The organism is Leptolyngbya sp. FACHB-1624 (assembly GCF_047649235.1).
GTDB classification, from domain to species: domain Bacteria; phylum Cyanobacteriota; class Cyanobacteriia; order Leptolyngbyales; family Leptolyngbyaceae; genus Leptolyngbya; species Leptolyngbya boryana.
Genome location: NZ_CP180258.1, coordinates 5,939,788 through 5,956,320, shown reverse-complemented (window position 1 = coordinate 5,956,320; position 16,533 = coordinate 5,939,788). Strand labels below are relative to the sequence as shown.

16 protein-coding genes and 1 tRNA gene are annotated in these 16,533 nt (G+C 47.5%); 11 read left to right on the top strand and 6 right to left on the bottom strand.

Features of this window, described 5'->3' with window-relative positions; genetic code table 11:
* Positions 1 to 3 precede the first annotated feature (3 nt).
* Positions 4 to 3,933 (bottom strand): PAS domain S-box protein, encoded by a 3,930-nt coding sequence (locus ACMUEV_RS28360; protein WP_190652994.1) that lies wholly within the window; start codon positions 3,931 to 3,933, stop codon positions 4 to 6.
* A 601-nt stretch (positions 3,934 to 4,534) separates the two neighbouring features.
* Here ACMUEV_RS28360 and ACMUEV_RS28355 point away from each other — a divergent pair.
* The 3 genes from ACMUEV_RS28355 (at position 4,535) to ACMUEV_RS28345 (ending at position 6,436) form a co-directional block, all read left to right on the top strand.
* A complete protein-coding gene (locus ACMUEV_RS28355) occupies positions 4,535 to 5,146 on the top strand; it encodes a hypothetical protein (protein WP_190652995.1) in 612 nt (203 codons plus the stop codon).
* A gap of 116 nt (positions 5,147 to 5,262) precedes the next feature.
* On the top strand, positions 5,263 to 5,631 hold the full coding sequence (locus ACMUEV_RS28350; protein ID WP_190652996.1) for a hypothetical protein: 369 nt from the start codon (positions 5,263 to 5,265) through the stop codon (positions 5,629 to 5,631).
* Between the two features lie 148 nt (positions 5,632 to 5,779).
* Positions 5,780 to 6,436 (top strand): hypothetical protein, encoded by a 657-nt coding sequence (locus tag ACMUEV_RS28345; protein WP_190652997.1) that lies wholly within the window; start codon positions 5,780 to 5,782, stop codon positions 6,434 to 6,436.
* A gap of 3 nt (positions 6,437 to 6,439) precedes the next feature.
* Here ACMUEV_RS28345 and ACMUEV_RS28340 read toward each other — a convergent pair whose 3' ends face one another.
* The 3 genes from ACMUEV_RS28340 to ACMUEV_RS28330 form a co-directional block, all read right to left on the bottom strand.
* Positions 6,440 to 6,574 (bottom strand): hypothetical protein, encoded by a 135-nt coding sequence (locus ACMUEV_RS28340; RefSeq protein ID WP_277880452.1) that lies wholly within the window; start codon positions 6,572 to 6,574, stop codon positions 6,440 to 6,442.
* Between the two features lie 346 nt (positions 6,575 to 6,920).
* Complete coding sequence (gene folB / locus ACMUEV_RS28335) at positions 6,921 to 7,283, bottom strand: dihydroneopterin aldolase (RefSeq protein WP_190652998.1); 363 nt, start codon at positions 7,281 to 7,283, stop codon at positions 6,921 to 6,923.
* Positions 7,280 to 8,686 (bottom strand): ArnT family glycosyltransferase, encoded by a 1,407-nt coding sequence (locus ACMUEV_RS28330; protein WP_190652999.1) that lies wholly within the window; start codon positions 8,684 to 8,686, stop codon positions 7,280 to 7,282. The genes folB and ACMUEV_RS28330 overlap by 4 nt, the downstream gene beginning before the upstream one ends.
* A gap of 116 nt (positions 8,687 to 8,802) precedes the next feature.
* On the opposite strand from ACMUEV_RS28330, the gene ACMUEV_RS28325 reads away from it, so the two are divergent.
* The 7 genes from ACMUEV_RS28325 to ACMUEV_RS28295 all read left to right on the top strand — a co-directional run bounded on the left by ACMUEV_RS28325 (position 8,803) and on the right by ACMUEV_RS28295 (position 14,922).
* Complete coding sequence (locus tag ACMUEV_RS28325; RefSeq protein WP_017285818.1) at positions 8,803 to 9,897, top strand: ABC transporter permease; 1,095 nt, start codon at positions 8,803 to 8,805, stop codon at positions 9,895 to 9,897.
* Between the two features lie 6 nt (positions 9,898 to 9,903).
* Positions 9,904 to 10,851 carry an ABC transporter permease gene (locus tag ACMUEV_RS28320; protein ID WP_017285819.1) on the top strand — a complete coding sequence of 316 codons (948 nt, stop codon included), beginning with the start codon at positions 9,904 to 9,906 and terminating at the stop codon, positions 10,849 to 10,851.
* 135 nt (positions 10,852 to 10,986) lie between these two features.
* Positions 10,987 to 12,534, top strand: coding sequence for an ABC transporter ATP-binding protein (locus ACMUEV_RS28315; protein WP_190653000.1), 1,548 nt, complete (start codon positions 10,987 to 10,989; stop codon positions 12,532 to 12,534).
* Between the two features lie 68 nt (positions 12,535 to 12,602).
* Positions 12,603 to 13,496, top strand: coding sequence for a tetratricopeptide repeat protein (locus ACMUEV_RS28310; RefSeq protein WP_190653001.1), 894 nt, complete (start codon positions 12,603 to 12,605; stop codon positions 13,494 to 13,496).
* 283 nt (positions 13,497 to 13,779) lie between these two features.
* Positions 13,780 to 14,202 carry a hypothetical protein gene (locus ACMUEV_RS28305; RefSeq protein WP_190653002.1) on the top strand — a complete coding sequence of 141 codons (423 nt, stop codon included), beginning with the start codon at positions 13,780 to 13,782 and terminating at the stop codon, positions 14,200 to 14,202.
* A gap of 26 nt (positions 14,203 to 14,228) precedes the next feature.
* Positions 14,229 to 14,591, top strand: a complete 363-nt coding sequence (locus tag ACMUEV_RS28300) for a hypothetical protein (RefSeq protein WP_017285823.1) — start codon at positions 14,229 to 14,231, stop codon at positions 14,589 to 14,591.
* A gap of 4 nt (positions 14,592 to 14,595) precedes the next feature.
* Positions 14,596 to 14,922 (top strand): MGMT family protein, encoded by a 327-nt coding sequence (locus tag ACMUEV_RS28295; RefSeq protein ID WP_190653003.1) that lies wholly within the window; start codon positions 14,596 to 14,598, stop codon positions 14,920 to 14,922.
* On the opposite strand, the gene ACMUEV_RS28290 is transcribed toward ACMUEV_RS28295, so the two are convergent.
* Positions 14,906 to 15,331: a hypothetical protein gene (locus ACMUEV_RS28290; protein ID WP_017285825.1), complete on the bottom strand. Its 426-nt coding sequence runs from the start codon at positions 15,329 to 15,331 to the stop codon at positions 14,906 to 14,908. The genes ACMUEV_RS28295 and ACMUEV_RS28290 overlap by 17 nt on opposite strands.
* 169 nt (positions 15,332 to 15,500) lie before the next feature.
* Between ACMUEV_RS28290 and ACMUEV_RS28285 the strand changes: the two genes are divergently transcribed.
* Positions 15,501 to 15,573 (top strand) — tRNA-Gln (locus ACMUEV_RS28285).
* 127 nt (positions 15,574 to 15,700) lie between these two features.
* Here the strand turns inward: ACMUEV_RS28285 and ACMUEV_RS28280 are convergent.
* On the bottom strand, positions 15,701 to 16,498 hold the full coding sequence (locus tag ACMUEV_RS28280; protein WP_190653004.1) for a COP23 domain-containing protein: 798 nt from the start codon (positions 16,496 to 16,498) through the stop codon (positions 15,701 to 15,703).
* Positions 16,499 to 16,533: the final 35 nt, after the last annotated feature.

Below are 16,533 nucleotides of genomic sequence, written 5' to 3'. Positions count from 1 at the left end.
TTCTTACAGAGGAATTGTGAAGAAAAAGGTTGCTCCCTGCCCCAGTTGAGACTCAACCCAAATTCGTCCTTGATGTCGGTCGATGATCTTCTGACAAATAGCTAATCCTAAACCCGTGCCAGAATATTGATCGTTGGTATGTAGGCGCTGAAAGATACCAAAGATGCGTTTAGCATATTGAGGCTTAATCCCAATGCCATTGTCCTGAATAGAGAACAACCATTCTTCAGTTTTCATTGTCAAGCGCGAAGAACCAGGAGGGCTCAAATCATCAGCGCCTTCTACTGTACAACGTTGAGCTGAAAGGTGGATCCGTGGATCTGCCTCACTCCGGTACTTCAAGGAATTACTAATTAAGTTTTGTAGGAGATTTGCGATTTGATTGGGGTCTGCCGTAATGATGGGCAGGGGGTCTGCTGTGATCATCGCCTGGTTCTCAGCGATCTGTATCTGTAGGTCTTTCTTGACTCGTTCTAGTAGGGCATTGCAATCGACGGATTGTCGTTGCAGTTCATAACGACCTATCCTAGAGTAGGCGAGCAAATCTCTGATCAATTGTTTCATTCGAGTTGCGCCATCCACAATAAACTCGATGTACATGTCGGCATCATCATCGAGTTGCTCTCGGTAATCCTGCGCCAGGAGTTGAGTAAAGCTTGTAATAGCTCTCAGTGGTTCCTGTAAATCGTGGGAGGCGACATAGGCGAACTGTTCTAACTCCTGATTTGAGCGTTGCAACTCTTCAGCAAACTTGCGGGTGGATGCTTCAGCCTGTCTGAGTTGAGTAATATCTCGTCCAATTGCTAACACAGAAGTAATGGAATGATTGGCATCTCGTTCTGGAACCATGTAGACGTGGTAGATTCTAGGTTCATTTAACGTAACGAACGTGATCTCATCGATTCGCATTTCACCTGTGGCAAACACCTCTTCAAGAGATGCCTCCCAGAATTGAGTCATATCTTTGAAGTGATTTAATTCGGAAGGCTTCTTGCCGAGGTAAGACTCCAGTGGAATGTTAGCTAGTTTGGCTTTAGCCGGATTGACATAAAGATAGCGGTACTGACGATCGTAGCGGGTAATCACATCCGGCGTATTTTCCACTAGTGTCCTAAACTCTCGTTCCCGTTGAGCTAGCAGAATATTTGCTTCTTGGAGTTCTCTGGTGCGTTCCTGTACCTGCCGTTCTAACTCATCTCGCGCCGTTTTCAAGACCTGTTCTGCCTGCTTTCGCAGGGTAATGTCTTGAGCCATCACCATACCCAGATTCACACATTCCTGATCATCGAAAATGGGTAAACAGTGAACAAAATAGATGCGATCTCCAAAGGGAATTTCCATCGTCTGAACCTGCCCTGACAGTGCCGCTCGGTACAGGGGTTCAAGCAAGCGACAGATTTCAGCATCCAGCGCTTCCCAAATCGTCTTTCCTACTAAGGATGTCAGCCCAGCTTGGGCTAATGCCTGCCCCTCTGCCAAGACATAGCGCAAATCCTGATCGAACAGTAACACGGATCCATTGGGAAAGTTGTGAGCTAGCGTGCGGTATCGTTCCTGGCTTTCCTGCAACGCGATCTCTGCTCGTTTGCGATCAGTGATGTCCAGAAAGGCTCCCACGCTGCCCCTCGGCTGTCCAGCTTCATCCAATAGGGGAGCGGCATATTCCAGAAGTGTGATGGTTGTGCCATCCTGCAAGACAACCTCAACTTCTAAATCTCGAATTTCAACGCCATGAGCCGCCGCGTATTGGAGCGGTAATTCTTCCGGTGCCATTTCTCGTCCATTTTGATAGACCTTGAAGTTGGTTGGGCGCTCCTTTTCCGGTGCGTTGAGCGACGCATTGACCGTAGACGAAATACCGAGTGCGTCGGCAAAGGCGGGATTGACTCGAATTTGCTGACATTCTGGATCTTCAGCAATGCCAATCCCGATCGGAATCACCTCTAACAACGTCTGCAATTCAGTCACTTTTTGCTGGAGTTCCTGATTTAATTGCAGAATGGCTATCTCTGATTGTTTACGTTGGGTGATATCTTCAGCAGAGATGATGATTCCACCGATCTCATCCGTTGCGGTATACCAGGGACGAGTTTCCCAACGTATCCATTGCTGGGTACCATCTGCCCACACAAACAAATCCTCATCACATTTCTCAATCGCCCCTGCTAAACAGCGTTGATGAACTTGTCGCCACCGTTCGGGCAAGTCAGGGAAGAGGTCGTAAATCGATCGCCCGATTATCGCTTGATTATAATCCTCTGTCCAACGCTGGCTTGCCATCACATAACGCATCTCTCGATCGAACATAGCAATGCCTGCTGGAGCATTGTGGGCAAATAGCTGAAGAATGGCTTCTCTTTCCTGTAGTGCTTCTTCAGCACGTTTACGATCGGTAATGTCGTGAGCCAGCACCAGTTCAGCCCGTCGTCCTGCAAACTCTAGGGTATGAGAGACGATATCAACCAGAATGAGGCGACTGTCTTTCATCCGATGCTGCCAGATCCCAGCAAGGTCTAAACCTTCTTCAACCCTCGTAACATTTTCTAGTAAGCGCGGCACATCTTCAGGAGGACGAATATCAGCGATGGTCAAAGACAAAAACTCGCTTTCGGAATAGCCATATTTGGCAATAGCAGCAGGATTAACGGCTAGAAACTGTAATGTCTCCAGGTCGTATACCCACATAGGTTGGGGATTGCTTTCAAATAGTTGACGGTATGAAGCTTCCTTCTCTTGCAAAACAAGCTGAAACTGACGACGCTCAGCTTCGATCCGTTTCCGTTCGTTAATATTTCGACAAGCACAGAAGCGTAAGATCTCTCCCTCCCACTCCACGACGTTGTAGCTAATTTCTACATCATAGATTGAGCCATTTTTGCAGCGGTGTTTCGTTTCAAACAATCCCTGTTTTCTGCTTAAGCAGTCTTGCATAACTTGCTGAAGTTCTTCGTCAGTGAACTGAGCATCCCAATCAGAGACATGGAGCCTTGAAGTTTCTTCTAGGGTGTACCCTATCATTTCAGCAAAACGGGGATTGGCATTCACGACTCTGCCTTGCCCATCCAAAATTACAATGCCATCAAAGGAGGTATTGAAGAGAGTCTGAATCCGCAGGAGTTCTTTCGCTAAGTTTTGTTCTGCGTGTTTACGATCTCGAATATCTTCAAAAGTGCTAACCGTTGAAACAATTTGTCCAGCTTGATTTAGGATTGGAGCGGAACTAACTGCAAATAAAGTGGTTGTGCCGTCTCCCCGCCGATAGGGCATTTCCTCCGCTTTGACCACTTCTCCAGACAACAGAGAACGTGCGAGCGGGTACTCGTCTGGTTTGTAAGGCTGTCCATCGGCATGGATTGCGCCGTATTGGATATATCCCTGATACGTATCTGATTCGATTAGGGGATGCCTTAGTAACCGAGTAGCTTCTTCATTATGAAAGAGGAGTTTGCCAGACGGGGCTTCTGCGATCGCCACTCCTACAGGCATTTGTTGAAGTATCTGTTCCAATTGATGCCGTTCTGCTTCTAATTGTTGTAGCAGCACCTCCATCTCGTTGTGGGCTGCTTGCTCCTGCCGCAGAAGCTGCATTCGCTCTGCTGCAATTTGTTTACTTTCCTGTAAGGTAGCCGTTAAAAAATTGATGACTAGTCCTACAATTGCAACGAGAAGAAGCCAAAAAAAGTCTTCAAATTTGGAGATATGAATTTGGTGAATAGGGACAATGAAGTAATAGTCGAGAGCTAGTACAGAGAGAACCGTTGTAACGATGCCTGATCGCCGCCCCCCATACCAAGTGCTAATCGCAATCGCAATGTAGAAGAAGACTCCGGTCGTTCGAGAGAGAATGTCCTCTAACCAAAAGCTAAGGAGGGTAGCGATGATCGTCAAGCCGATCGCTGCACTATAAGTTAAAAATCGCCGCTCCATACTCATCACTGTTCTCCCTTTTGAACACTTCACATTCAACCCGTTAATTACGCCAGTCGTAATTCAGCTAATCCTTTTGGGCTGGCATATAGATATCGTTCTCTGCAATCGAAAACATAACCCTGATCGGGTGAGGTCGCCAGAATCTGATCTAACAGATCGATCTGTTCTGGGAGCAAGGAGTTCTCAATTTGTCATAGTGCGACTTCTAGACGAAGGGGCGACAGAGAAGTGACTTCTGTATCATTAACTCTATCAAAGCCAGCAAAGTTAGTTTTTCTCTTGTCGTACCAATTGTGAAATCTCAAAAATCAACGCATTCGGGTCGATCTGTTCAATCGATCGAGATGAACTCCTGGTGATCTGATCTTCGATCTCGACTCGAAAATATATCGTTTGGAGACGAGAAGCCACGATTGATCATAATCGTGGCTTTTTTAATGGAGATGAATAACTCAGCCTTCTCCATCGTAGAGAGAAGTAGCAAGGATTTGAGTCAACTCAAAACTCACTCGCATCCTGCACTGAATAAACCCACTCACCCAATCGTAAAGGTGAGTAGAACCAATCCAGAAAACACTTCGCACTACTTCAAGGAGTCTCAATCATGAAATTCGCAAAAATCGCTGCTACCTTGCTCACAACCGCATCCTGCCTCGCTCCCCTGACTCCCGCTTTCGCAGGCCCACTCGACAAATACGGCGGTTCGATTCTCGACCCTGGTAGCAGCGTACTCTCCACTGACCCTCGTCTCCTCTGCAATGATGTCGTCAAAGATGCTACTGCCGAACACCGCAGTTCATCCGGTCGCGATGGCATGTCCCAATCTGCTGAGAATGATGCTTGGAAGAAAACCGACAACGATGCCAGTACCTCCAGTGAGAAAAGCTCCAGAGGAGCAAGCTTCATGGGCATCGGAGCAAATATGTCAGACGAAAAAGCTGCCTCGCACAATCATGCAAGCTCGGATGAAGGTAAACGAGATCGCTCGAACTCAAATCGCAATAGCAGCCGCGACGAAGAATACTCGAAGACCTCGACTCCGACTGCTGCGGGTAAAGACTGTAGTGATTTTGTCAAAGCGGCTGCGACGAGAGATGCGGCAGCCTACCAAGCCGATGCTCAAGTTCAATCGGTGAAGATTGCCACAGATGGGAAGCTCGAAGCGATTAAGACCGAAGCAAACAACAAATTCATTGAAAGCTTACTCAAATGGTAAGCCACGTTTCGACTTCGCTCAATGTCCCAATTCGTAGCTTCTCATGGGCTAAGCGAAGCTGAGATCCAACTTCTAAATCTAGATCGTCCTCACTTTCTCACATAGGAACTAATTTCATGAAATCTAAATTCTTCCTCGGAGCCGCATTCTCGCTCTTTTTACTGGGAGCCATCAGCCCAACTGTCAAAGCCAACGAGACCCCGACTGCTGAAGAAAACGCATTTATGCAAAAAGGTTGTTTCCGGCAAAACTTCTCTGGCATCTATGAAACCAAAACCGATCTCGGCTTAAATCGCATTGGTTGGACTTTGATTCATAGTGGAGCTTGTACTCAATGTGAAGGCAAAACTGTTGCACCCCCTGACAGTTGTGTTGAACCTGGCGACCGGGAGCATGAAACCAAGCCTGTAGATCCCTCAGATTCACAAATGACAGAATTGAGACCTGCTGATACCCAGGACTTCTTTAAGTTTCCATCTTGGTAGATCGTGAGTGTGTTTTCTATCTGGACGGTGAGCATTTTGAGCGATCAAGATGCTCACTTTTTTGCCTTCTTAAGACACTCGTGAATAAAACGATCGACCTGTTCGTAGAAGAAGATAACACCCAACACACTCACGAGGAATCCTCATTATGAAATTCGCAAACCTCTCCGCAACGTTGATCGCTGCTGCAACCTGCCTGACTCCCTACCTCCCCGCTCACGCTGGAACGCAAGACCTCCAACCCGCCGGAACCCCAACAGCCGTTTATACGAATCCTGCTGTCAATCCCACCTCAACCCGCACCATTCCTGCGATGAGTGCGATCGCAATTGCTTTTCCTGCTGATCTCACACTCACCGCTGATACTGAGCAAACGACGACTTTGTTCCTCGCTCAACCCATCTTCGATGAAGCAGGCAACGAAATCGCACCCAAAGGCGCCTTGCTCAGTGCTCGGCTTAAACCCGGCAAAGGTGGCGTTTCCGTCATGGCAGACTTCCTGGTGATTCGTGGGCGAACTGTTCCCATCCAGGCTTCTAGTGTCTTGATTCCAGGGCAAACGGTGACCGTTCAATCTGGCCTCGATCGTGCTCGCGAAGCAAGTCAAGTGGGTGGACGACTGGTTGGAACTGCCTTCGGTGCAGGTAATATCAACGATGTCGATGGCATCAAGAAAGGTGCACTGGCTGGAACAGGGATTGGGCTAGTGTATGGGTTACTTTCTCCCAAAAAAGCAACTGTAGTAAAAATTCCTCAAGGCAGCATGTATATCTTGACGCTGCAATCAGCTGTAACGCTGCCATAGATACTAGTCTGTATGCTGCTCTTGCTCGCGAGCTTCAATTTCACCCGCCGCATTCTCTAGCTCTATTTCCAACTGTTCCACCGTAGGCAAAATGCTCTTAAGCTCCTCTGGAATCGGTGCATCTCTTGCAATACACATTTGAGGACGGTTGTAGGACGTGCATTAGTCCGGCAATAGTCCAAGGCTTGTAACACGATTGTATACGGACTAATCCATCCCACGCGAGCACCTGAAGCCTTAACGAGTCGTAATGCACATAGAGTCACTGTGAAGACGGGCGATCAACTTCGAGTCAAATTAATCTCGAACGTATTAGCGATATGAAAGCGTAAGTCATTGATGTCGAGCAGGTAATTCTGGCTTTCTTCTAATAAAGGGTCGGTTACGCGTCAAAAGCGGCGGTACAATCAACGCGTGATCAGCTTTGACTCAGATTTTGGCTGAATAAATCATGGAGTCACGCAGAATTAGAGTCAACCAGCAGTTAACCTTTCTTGCGAAGAATGTCGATCGTAATCTTGCCGTCAAAGTCAGGAATTGGAGCGGCTGGTTTGACTACTTTGACCTGCACCTGATTGACCTGCTGATAGCCCAAAATCTTATCTGAGATCGCGGTTGCTAACTTCTCTAGTAAAAGAAACTTTGAGGTCTTAATCAGCGTTTGAACGTCGTCAATCACATTGCAATAGTCGAGCGTGTCTGCCAACACATCAGTGCGTCCTGGCTTGGATAAATCCAACCATAAAGTGAGATCAACCTCAAACCATTGCCCCAAAATTTGTTCTTCTGGTAATGCGCCCATGTAGCCGTAGCCACGAATTCGGCTCAAGTGAATGCAATCCGTCATGATTTCAGTCCATAGCCTTTACGAACATAGTAATTTTTGATCCAGACTCCAAAGCGTTTGACAGGAACTGTGATCGGCTCAGAAGTACGATCGAATTTTGAGAGTACCATTAATTCCGCCGGATACCAATCATCCGAAACAATGACTGCATCTTTGCCACTGGGTAAATTCCGATGCCAAAAATCAAACTGATCAATGCGATCGCTAATGGCAATCACATCGCGATTATTCATTTGATACGCTAAAGCTGAAGCAGACCGATAATCAGACGTGACAAGCAGCGGTGCGTTCAGCGTTCGAGCTTCAGATTCAACGATCGCTGCAACCTCTTTCCATCCAAATAACATTCGTGAATCTGGATCACTCTGTTGATCAATCAAGGCAGTCAACGGGAAGACCGTATAGTGAAAAACAAGTACTGCCGAAATAATCAAGCCATAGATCGCCTGTGCTTTGAAATTTCGGAACACAAAAGGCAGCAGCGGAAATAATAATAGATACGCTGTAATGTTCCAGTAATACAATGCAGCCGAAACAAGCGAAATGATAGTTAATCCAATTGTTGAAGGAACAAACACCCAAAACGCTACAGTTGGATAAATCGATTGAATGGGTAAGCGAGTTTTCAACAGTTGGTAAAAGCCAATCCAGCTAAACGGCGGAACAACAAACAGTGAAACTAATGTAAACCCTAGAAATGGACCAATTTTGATTCCAGGATCGACTGGGCGAACACTACGATCGACATAATATCGAAAAGACAGAAAATCGTTTGAGACATTCCAAATGACAATTGGAATCAACGCAGTAGAAGCGATCGCAATTGCGATATACAGCCTGCGATCGCGAAATAACGGTCGTAATCGAGCATGTGTGATTACCGTTGCAAAAAAGCCGATCGCGACAAAAATCGCATTGTATTTAGAAAGAAACGCGAAAGAAAGCGCGATCGCGCTTGCGTACAACCGCCAAGTTTCTCCTCTGCCATCTGTCAAATAAGTATCTAAAAACCGAATCAATAAATACGCAGATATAAGGGAAGCTGTGATCAACAAATGATCATGCCAAGCAAAACCTAGAAATATAAAATAGAGCGGCGATGATACTACCAAAAGCATCACTTTCCAAAACTCTAGATTTTTATGAAGATAAATAACAATTCGATAATAAGTGTAGAAAAAAGCAACATTACTGAACAAGTTCGGGAGTCGTAGCACGAACGCTGAACGCCCGAACAAAGAAGTGAACAGACCTTGTATCCAAGCCTCTAAAGGCGGATGGTCATAGTAAGACCAATCGAGATGTTGTCCCCATAACCAGTAGTAAGCTTCATCCGAATTCGGGAACGCAAACCACCAAAATATTATTCGCAGTAGCAAAAAAGCACAAAAGAAAAAGATCATTAAAACCTATGACACTCTGACAAAACGTCAATTTAGACACAGTGAAAACATCGTGAATATGAAAGGATGACTTCTCAACTGTAGACTTCGCCCTATTCAGCATAGGGTGTTTTGATATGCTTACCACCGGGACATGGCGGAGAACTTTAGAGGCGATCTGTATTCCGATCGGCGCTCTACTGTTTTCACTTTTTCTATTTGGTCTATTCTGCTTCGCAGTTGGGACAAATCCTTTTGAAGTATATGGAGCGATTTATCAAGCTGCATTCGGCAGTTGGCTGTCCTTCCAAAATTCCCTGATCCGCGCCGCGCCGCTGATGCTCACTTCTCTCTGTACCGCATTGCCCGCCCGCTTGGGGCTAGTAATCATCGGCAATGAAGGCGCACTGGTCATCGGAGGAATTGCCGCAACGATCGTTGGACTCTCTGCGGTCAATCAAGCTCCAGCCACGATTACGCAACTGATGATGGCGCTTGCAGGAATGGGTGCAGGCGGATTGTGGATTGCAATCGTTGGTGCTCTGCGCCATTACCGAGGTGTAAATGAAACCATTAGTAGCTTATTGATGAACTATATTGCGATCGCGCTGTTAAATCATCTCGTCGGTGGCCCGATGCGCGATCCAAGCTCGTTAAATAAACCTTCTAGCTATGCCATTCCAGACCTTGATCGCTTAGGCACAATCCCCCTGTTTCCCAGAGTGCATTACGGTTTGATCTACGGCATTATTGCCTGTGTGATTGCTTACTTCTTAATCCAGCGCACAACGTTTGGATTCGCGGCTCGAACGGCGGGAGGCAACATTAAAGCTGCCCGCATTGCTGGACTTCCAGTCGGACAACTTGCGATCGCGATTTGTTTTCTCGCAGGCTCTTGTGCAGGACTCGCGGGAATGGTTGAAATCGCCGCAGTGCATGGACGAGCCAATGAATCCCTGAACGCAAACTACGGTTATTCTGGCATTCTCGTTGCATTCGTTGCCCGAAATAACCCGATCGCTGCGGGTTTAATTGCCATTTTATTTGGCGGCATTCTCGCCAGTGGGAGCATCTTGCAGCGACGGTTAGGAATGCCCGATGCTACCGTCTTTGTCCTTCAAGGGTTAGTGTTCCTCGTGGTTCTGTACAGCGAATCTTTGTACGGTCGATTCCGAGTGTTCAAAGAACCCGCACCGAAAGTGCCCGCAGCGTCTGCAGTTTTAGGAGGTTAATTCAATATGGCAACAGAAGCGATCGGTTGGTGGGGAGTGCCCTTAGCCATTGTGGCGGGAACCTTGAGAGGTAGCGCGCCCTTTTTGTTTGTCAGCTTAGGAGAATGCTTGACCGAGAAAAGCGGCAAGATCAACCTCGGCTTAGAAGGAACGTTGTTGATGGGAGCGATGAGTGCTTATGGCGTTTCTTATCTTACACAAGGGATGGTTGGCAGTGCTCTTTCTCCCTGGCTCGGTGTCTTTGTCGCTGGACTTTCGGGAGTGTTTTTGGGATTCATTCATGCGTGGCTGTCTCAACAACCCAAAGTCAATGATGTCGCCGTGGGGATTGCCATGATTATTTTTGGCAGTGGCTTGGCATTCTTTTTCGGAAAGCCGTTCATTCAACCTTCTGCGCCGCAACTTCCGGCAATTGGACTCGGAGATTGGAGTTCGATCGCACAAATCCAGCAGACTTTCAAAATTAATCCATTGTTTGTCCTGGGAATTTTAATTGCACCTGCGATGACCTGGTTTTTCAAAACAACGCGCTGGGGTTTATTTATCCGCGCTGTAGGAGACAATCCAGAAGCAGCGTTGGCAATGGGCATTTCGATCAAGAAAGTGCGGATGCTCTGCACAATGGCAGGTGGATTTTTAGCCGGAGTTGGAGGCGCGTATTTGTCGCTGTACTATCCGGGAAGTTGGTCAGAACGGATTTCGAGTGGGCAAGGACTGATGGCAGTGGCACTCGTGATTTTTGCACGATGGAATCCCGTTCAGTGTTTGTGGGCTTCACTCCTCTTTGGAGGAGCACAAGCTGTCGGCCCTGCCCTGCAAGCAGTCGGCATCGACGGGGGATATTATCTGTTTAATGCAGCACCGTATGTGTTGACGTTAGTGATTATGATTTTGACCTGTTCCCCGAAACGAACCATCTCAGGAGCACCGGGAGCATTGGGAACTTTGAATTAGAAGGGTAGAGATCCGGGAAGAACCTCCAAAAATCGCCAGGCTTCCCGTCTCAGGATGACAGTCTCGCAGACTGGAAGATTGAAACAATAAGTCAGCCAACGGAACCGAAGCGCAAAGATAACCGCATTAGTAATCATGACAACCGAAATTGAAACCTCTACGATCGAGACTCGAAACGCTCCGCCACTTCTCGAAATTCAGGAAATGACGAAGCGCTTCGGAACGTTTACCGCTCTAGACCATGTGGCATTGACCCTCAGACCTGGAACGTTCCACGCCCTACTCGGTGAGAACGGAGCCGGGAAAAGCACCCTGGTCAAATGTGTGATGGGATTCTATACGCCAACCAGCGGACAGGTGAAATTAGACGGGCAGGCTTGTACGATCGCATCTCCGCGCGATGCCCAAAAATACGGAATTGGCATGGTCTATCAGCATTTCACCTCTGTTCCCGCGATGACGGTTGCAGAAAATTTAGTGATTGCGCGATCGGGAGGAAATTTAGTCATTAATTGGAAAGAAGAGAGTGAAAAGCTCTCGGCTTTCATGCAAACTTCGCCCTTTCAATTGCCGTTAGATGCGCTAGTTGGACAATTGGCAGCTGGGGAAAAACAAAAGCTAGAAATTCTGAAACTGCTATACCTAAAGAGCAAAATTCTGATTCTCGATGAACCAACCTCAGTCCTGACTCCCAACGAAGCCGATGAAATTTTAGGACTGCTTCGAGAGCAAGTCAGTGCAGGCTTACTCAGTGTCTTACTGATTAGCCACAAGATGCGTGAGGTCACAAGCTTTACAGACGAAATCACCGTACTGCGACGCGGCAAATTAGCTGGAACAGGCAGCATGAAAGTTCTCACCGTACCCGACATCACAGAAATGATGATGGGCGAACGGCGCGAACCCAAGCCCGTTGAGAAAGTGACGCATGATGCTCCGATTCCGGTTCTCGAAGTTCGCGATCTGCACGCCGATAAAGATAACGGACTCGAAGCCGTTTCGGGGATTAATCTGAATGTTCGCAGTGGTGAAATTGTCGGAATTGCTGGAATTTCAGGCAATGGTCAGCGCGAATTTGTGGAAGTGCTCGCTGGACAGCGACAGCCCACAGCGGGAGAAGTGCTCGTCAATGGAGAACGCTATCAAGCCACACGAGCGCAAATGTATGAACATCGCGTCTTTGTCCTCCCTGAAGAACCGCTAAAAAATGCCTGCGTGCCGCATATGAGTGTGGCAGAAAATTTAGCCTTAAGAACCTTCGATCGTCCTCCCCAATCGAAAGGAATTCTGCTCTACTTCAAAGCGATTCGAGACGCAGCCCAATCTCTGATTCAAAGTTTCAAAATTAAAACGCCAACGCCTGAGACACCCATTCGTGACTTATCGGGCGGAAACGTACAGCGGGCTGTTCTGGCGCGCGAACTTTCCTCGGATCACATTAAGCTGCTGATTACAGCCAACCCCTGCTTTGGTCTAGACTTCGCAGCCGTCGAAGATATTCATGGACAAATTCTGCAAGCCCGCAATCGCGGCGTTGCGGTGCTGCTCGTCAGTGAAGACTTAGATGAATTGCTGAAATTGTCCGATCGCATTCTTGTGATTAGCGGCGGTAAGTTTTTATACGAAAGTTCAATTGACAATGCTGACTTTAATGAGATCGGACGCAGTATGACTGGGCACTAATAAGGAAGTCACCGACAAGTTCTGTAAAAAATTACGAATTTGTCGCCTTTCCTTACTGAAATCCCGCTATGAAGACACCCCAAGGTGCTCAGATTTGTCTGTTTACATGTTTAAGCCTGATGATCTCACTCGGCGGTTGGCAGCCGTTATCTTTCGCTCAAGTGTCGCCGACGGCTCCGAAATTAATGGAGCCGAGCGAAAGCGATCGCGCCTTTGAACGCGGATTGCAGCAGTTGCGAACTCGCAATTATGAAAATGCGATCGCGAGCTTTGACCAAGCGATCCGACTCGATCCAAAATTCAAGGAAGCCTATAGCGGCAGAGGATTTGCCCAGCTGCAAAGTGGACAGCTTGCACAAGCCATGGAGAGCTATAACCGCATTTTGCAAATTGATCCAACAGCCGCGATCGCGTACTCTGGTTTAGCACTCGTGCGCGCGAAATTAGGCGACGATCGCCAAGCCAAACTCGATACTGAAAAAAGTGCTGCACTTTTGGCTCGTCAGACTTCCAGGCATTTATATCAGAGCGAGTTGAGCCTACTCGAACTGCGTGTTGCCACCGCAGGACAACCTCCCAACTCCCAACTCTGGACATTGATCGAGCAAGGCTATCAGCAGATTGATGCACGCAATTTTCGGGCGGCGATTAATTTGTTCAATCAAGCTGTCAAGTTGCTCCCCTCTGGGTCGGCGCGTCCGTATATCGATCGCGGGGTTGCTTATTTCTGGATGCAGGATTATCGAGCCGCGATCGAGGATTTCTCAACTGCAATTCGGTTCAATCCCTTTTATGTCAAAGCTTACGAGTACCGCGCTCGGGCTTATGAACAAATTGGACAAAACCAAGCGGCAAGAGCAGATACCCAGAAAGCGATCAGGCTAGCCCGCCAATTTGGCAGCCAGCCTTTTATCCAAGAGCTAACTCAAGGGAATTCACCCACTAAACTCACAGCGAATTGATCGCAGTCCTATATGGGTTGGGGAAGCAGGGAGCTATTTTCCTCATTCCCCAACTTGCAAGTTCTGACATATCAAAAGCTTGCTCCAACGAGACTCTATTACACTGACATTCTCTAAAGATCAGACTTTCTAAAGATTTTGTTCACACTGACTCGGTAAGCGACACGATACCCTAGAGGAGTAGATCATTCGTCTCAAAATCCCACTCCTTAACCTGCCCTGGGATTGAGACTAATTCTTCTCAAACCTCGCAAAGTTAAAGGTATCTTTTGTGACTCATTTTATGGCATCTGAGCAGCAAGTTAGACAGTATCTCGCCTACTGGTTACAGTTAGGAAAGCGGCTCATGACACATAATGGACAGCAAGCCGTCAAGCCGACTTCTGTGATTGCAGGCGATCGTTATAGCGATGAGTTTGAGGCTTGCTGGAAGTTAGTGACTTCTCCTGAAGCCGGAGACTGCTATATCGAAGGCACAACTCAGACGATTACAGATTTACTTTCACCCATTTGGGAAATTAATCCTTGTGCGCGGTGTGCAATGCCCGTTCCCACTCGATCTCTGGGGATGCCACCTACCGAATGTCCTTGTTTTGATTTGCCTAATTGGCCTGACAGTCAGCTTCCACAACCGCGATCGCCGATCAATACCTCTAATTCTTTGCAAAAGATTCGCGATCGTCTGTCTCGCCCAAGTAATCCATAATAGAAAAGTTGAGTTTGGGAGTTGTAATGCGATCGATTCTTTTCATAAGCGCTGCATTGCTGATTGCGACTCCCGCTCAAGCCGAAACCTTCGAGCTGCAAAATCCAGCTTGGAAGCCTGTTCCGAACACTGAAGTAAATGGGACTTCCTACATTGAGACAAATAGCATTATTAAGTCTGACGACAAAATCATTTACGATCTAGTGAATGCGGAAGCAGCCTATTCGAGAGTGGAAATGAATTGCGAAGCACAGCAGTTTAGAACAATTCGGATGGGCTATTTTGCCACGCGATCGAGAATCAATTACACAACGGTCAATGACCCGTGGATGAAGCCTGAGACGAATTACCATAAAGCTCTCGCCGCCTTTATTTGCAGTCTGCAATAAGAGAATGTCGAAGTATCAGAAAATCTACTCTGTCGTTCGCCAAATTCCTTATGGGCAAGTTGCAACGTATGGACAAGTTGCAGAGCTTGCAGGACTACCAAGACAAGCGCGTTTAGTCGGATATGCTCTATTTCGTGCCACAGATGACACGTTGGCTGTGCCTTGGCATCGAGTCGTGAATGCTAAAGGAGAAATCTCGATGTCGCCGCGTCGAGAAGGGATGGATCATATTCAGCGATCGCGTTTAGAAGCCGAAGGCATTGTTTTCAAAGCAACCCAACTGAGTTTGAATCGCTATCGCTGGCAACCGGATCTCACGCAGTTTGATTGAAGACTTCTAAAACTCGCTGACAAAATTCTTTCAATCGCATCACCGATTCGGGTGCGGGTTGACCTTCTCCTTCAGCAATCCAATCCTGAACGGTGGACATCTGCCACTGTTTACCTTGGTGATCAAATCCAGCGGTCTCAACGCCAATCGCTCGTCTGATGTGAGTTTCATCATCTGAGTGAAAGCGAATCTGAATTAGGACACTGCGGCACTGAAACAAGCGACTACGCCCTGGAAAATGAAATCCGATATCGATCGAGTCTGGATCAACTTGTTCACGGGTGTCTGGGTCATTTGCCCAAGGTTTGAGATCGACTCGTGCATCTGGGAAGTCAGTTTTAATTAAATTTGTAATCGTTGCAATCTTGCTTGCGGTTTCTAAACTAGTCGCTTGTTCTGCTGCATTCACGATCGTGCGGCTCCCAATCAGCGTGAGATAAAAAACTGGATTTTTATCTCTTCATCATACGCAACATCTCAACTCGGAAGCAGTACGACTTGATACCAAGATTTGTATGCCTCTAAAAATTCTTGACATATTCTTGGGGTTTAGTGTTAATATACGTAAGGCAGCGCGTTGGGGCGTAGCCAAGCGGTAAGGCACCGGGTTTTGGTCCCGGCATTTCCTAGGTTCGAATCCTAGCGCCCCAGTCTTCAAGCAGTAAAAGGCTCACGATTTAATCTCGCGAGCCTTTTACTGTTTTTGAGCAAAAAGAGGAGAAGGAAAAATGTTTTCCCAAATTGGAAATTGACTCCCTATCTCCTCATCTCCCTACCCTTAGCGGCGTTGAAAAATCCGAGGAGTCGATTGACCTGCCGGACGATTTGTCCGAGTCTGCACCCCACCGACTAATTTTTCCCCAGTTCCTCGATCTGAACGAGACAGGAAGGGCTTGAGATTAATTGGACCATTCGTCACCGCAGTCGATCGACGACCTCGAACTCCAAGCAGATTCCCCAACTGGTCAAGCACATCAGAACGACCACTGCCATAAGTTAGAACGCCTTGGGTTTGCTGACCACTATCCGCTACTGAGAGATTTTGGAAAACACGATCGCGGGTCGCTAACGGATCTTGTCCATTGGGCACCGTCAGCACAATTCGGCAGCTTGGCACCCGATCCGTCGTGACACAAATCGTGTTGTAGCCATTCTCAACGCCAGTCGTCATTTCTCGCAGACCATCAGGGCGATATGATTCAAGACGACGCGCGATTTCATTACACCGACGTAGAGCATCCCAGCCCCCACCCATATTGCTGGGAACTGCCCACGGATAAGCCTGATTCGGCTGATTTTCCGGGAAATACATCACCGTATTTTGTCCATTGTTCACCCGGCACGCAAACCGAGTGCCCGCAGCCGTGGGAGAAGGAATCGTAGTTGAACCGTCCGGATTGGGAACCGGAATCGTGGTTGAACCGCCCCGATCGGGTTCAGTGGGAATGATGACATCGCCTGGAGCCGTTTGTGCTACAGCTGCACTACTTGCGATCATCATCGCGCTCAACGAAAGTAACGTTCCTCGAACTACTTTATTTTTATTTTTTGCCCAGCTTACAGGTCGTAGCGACATGGGAATCAACCTCGATCGTTGTGAATTAATTTAGA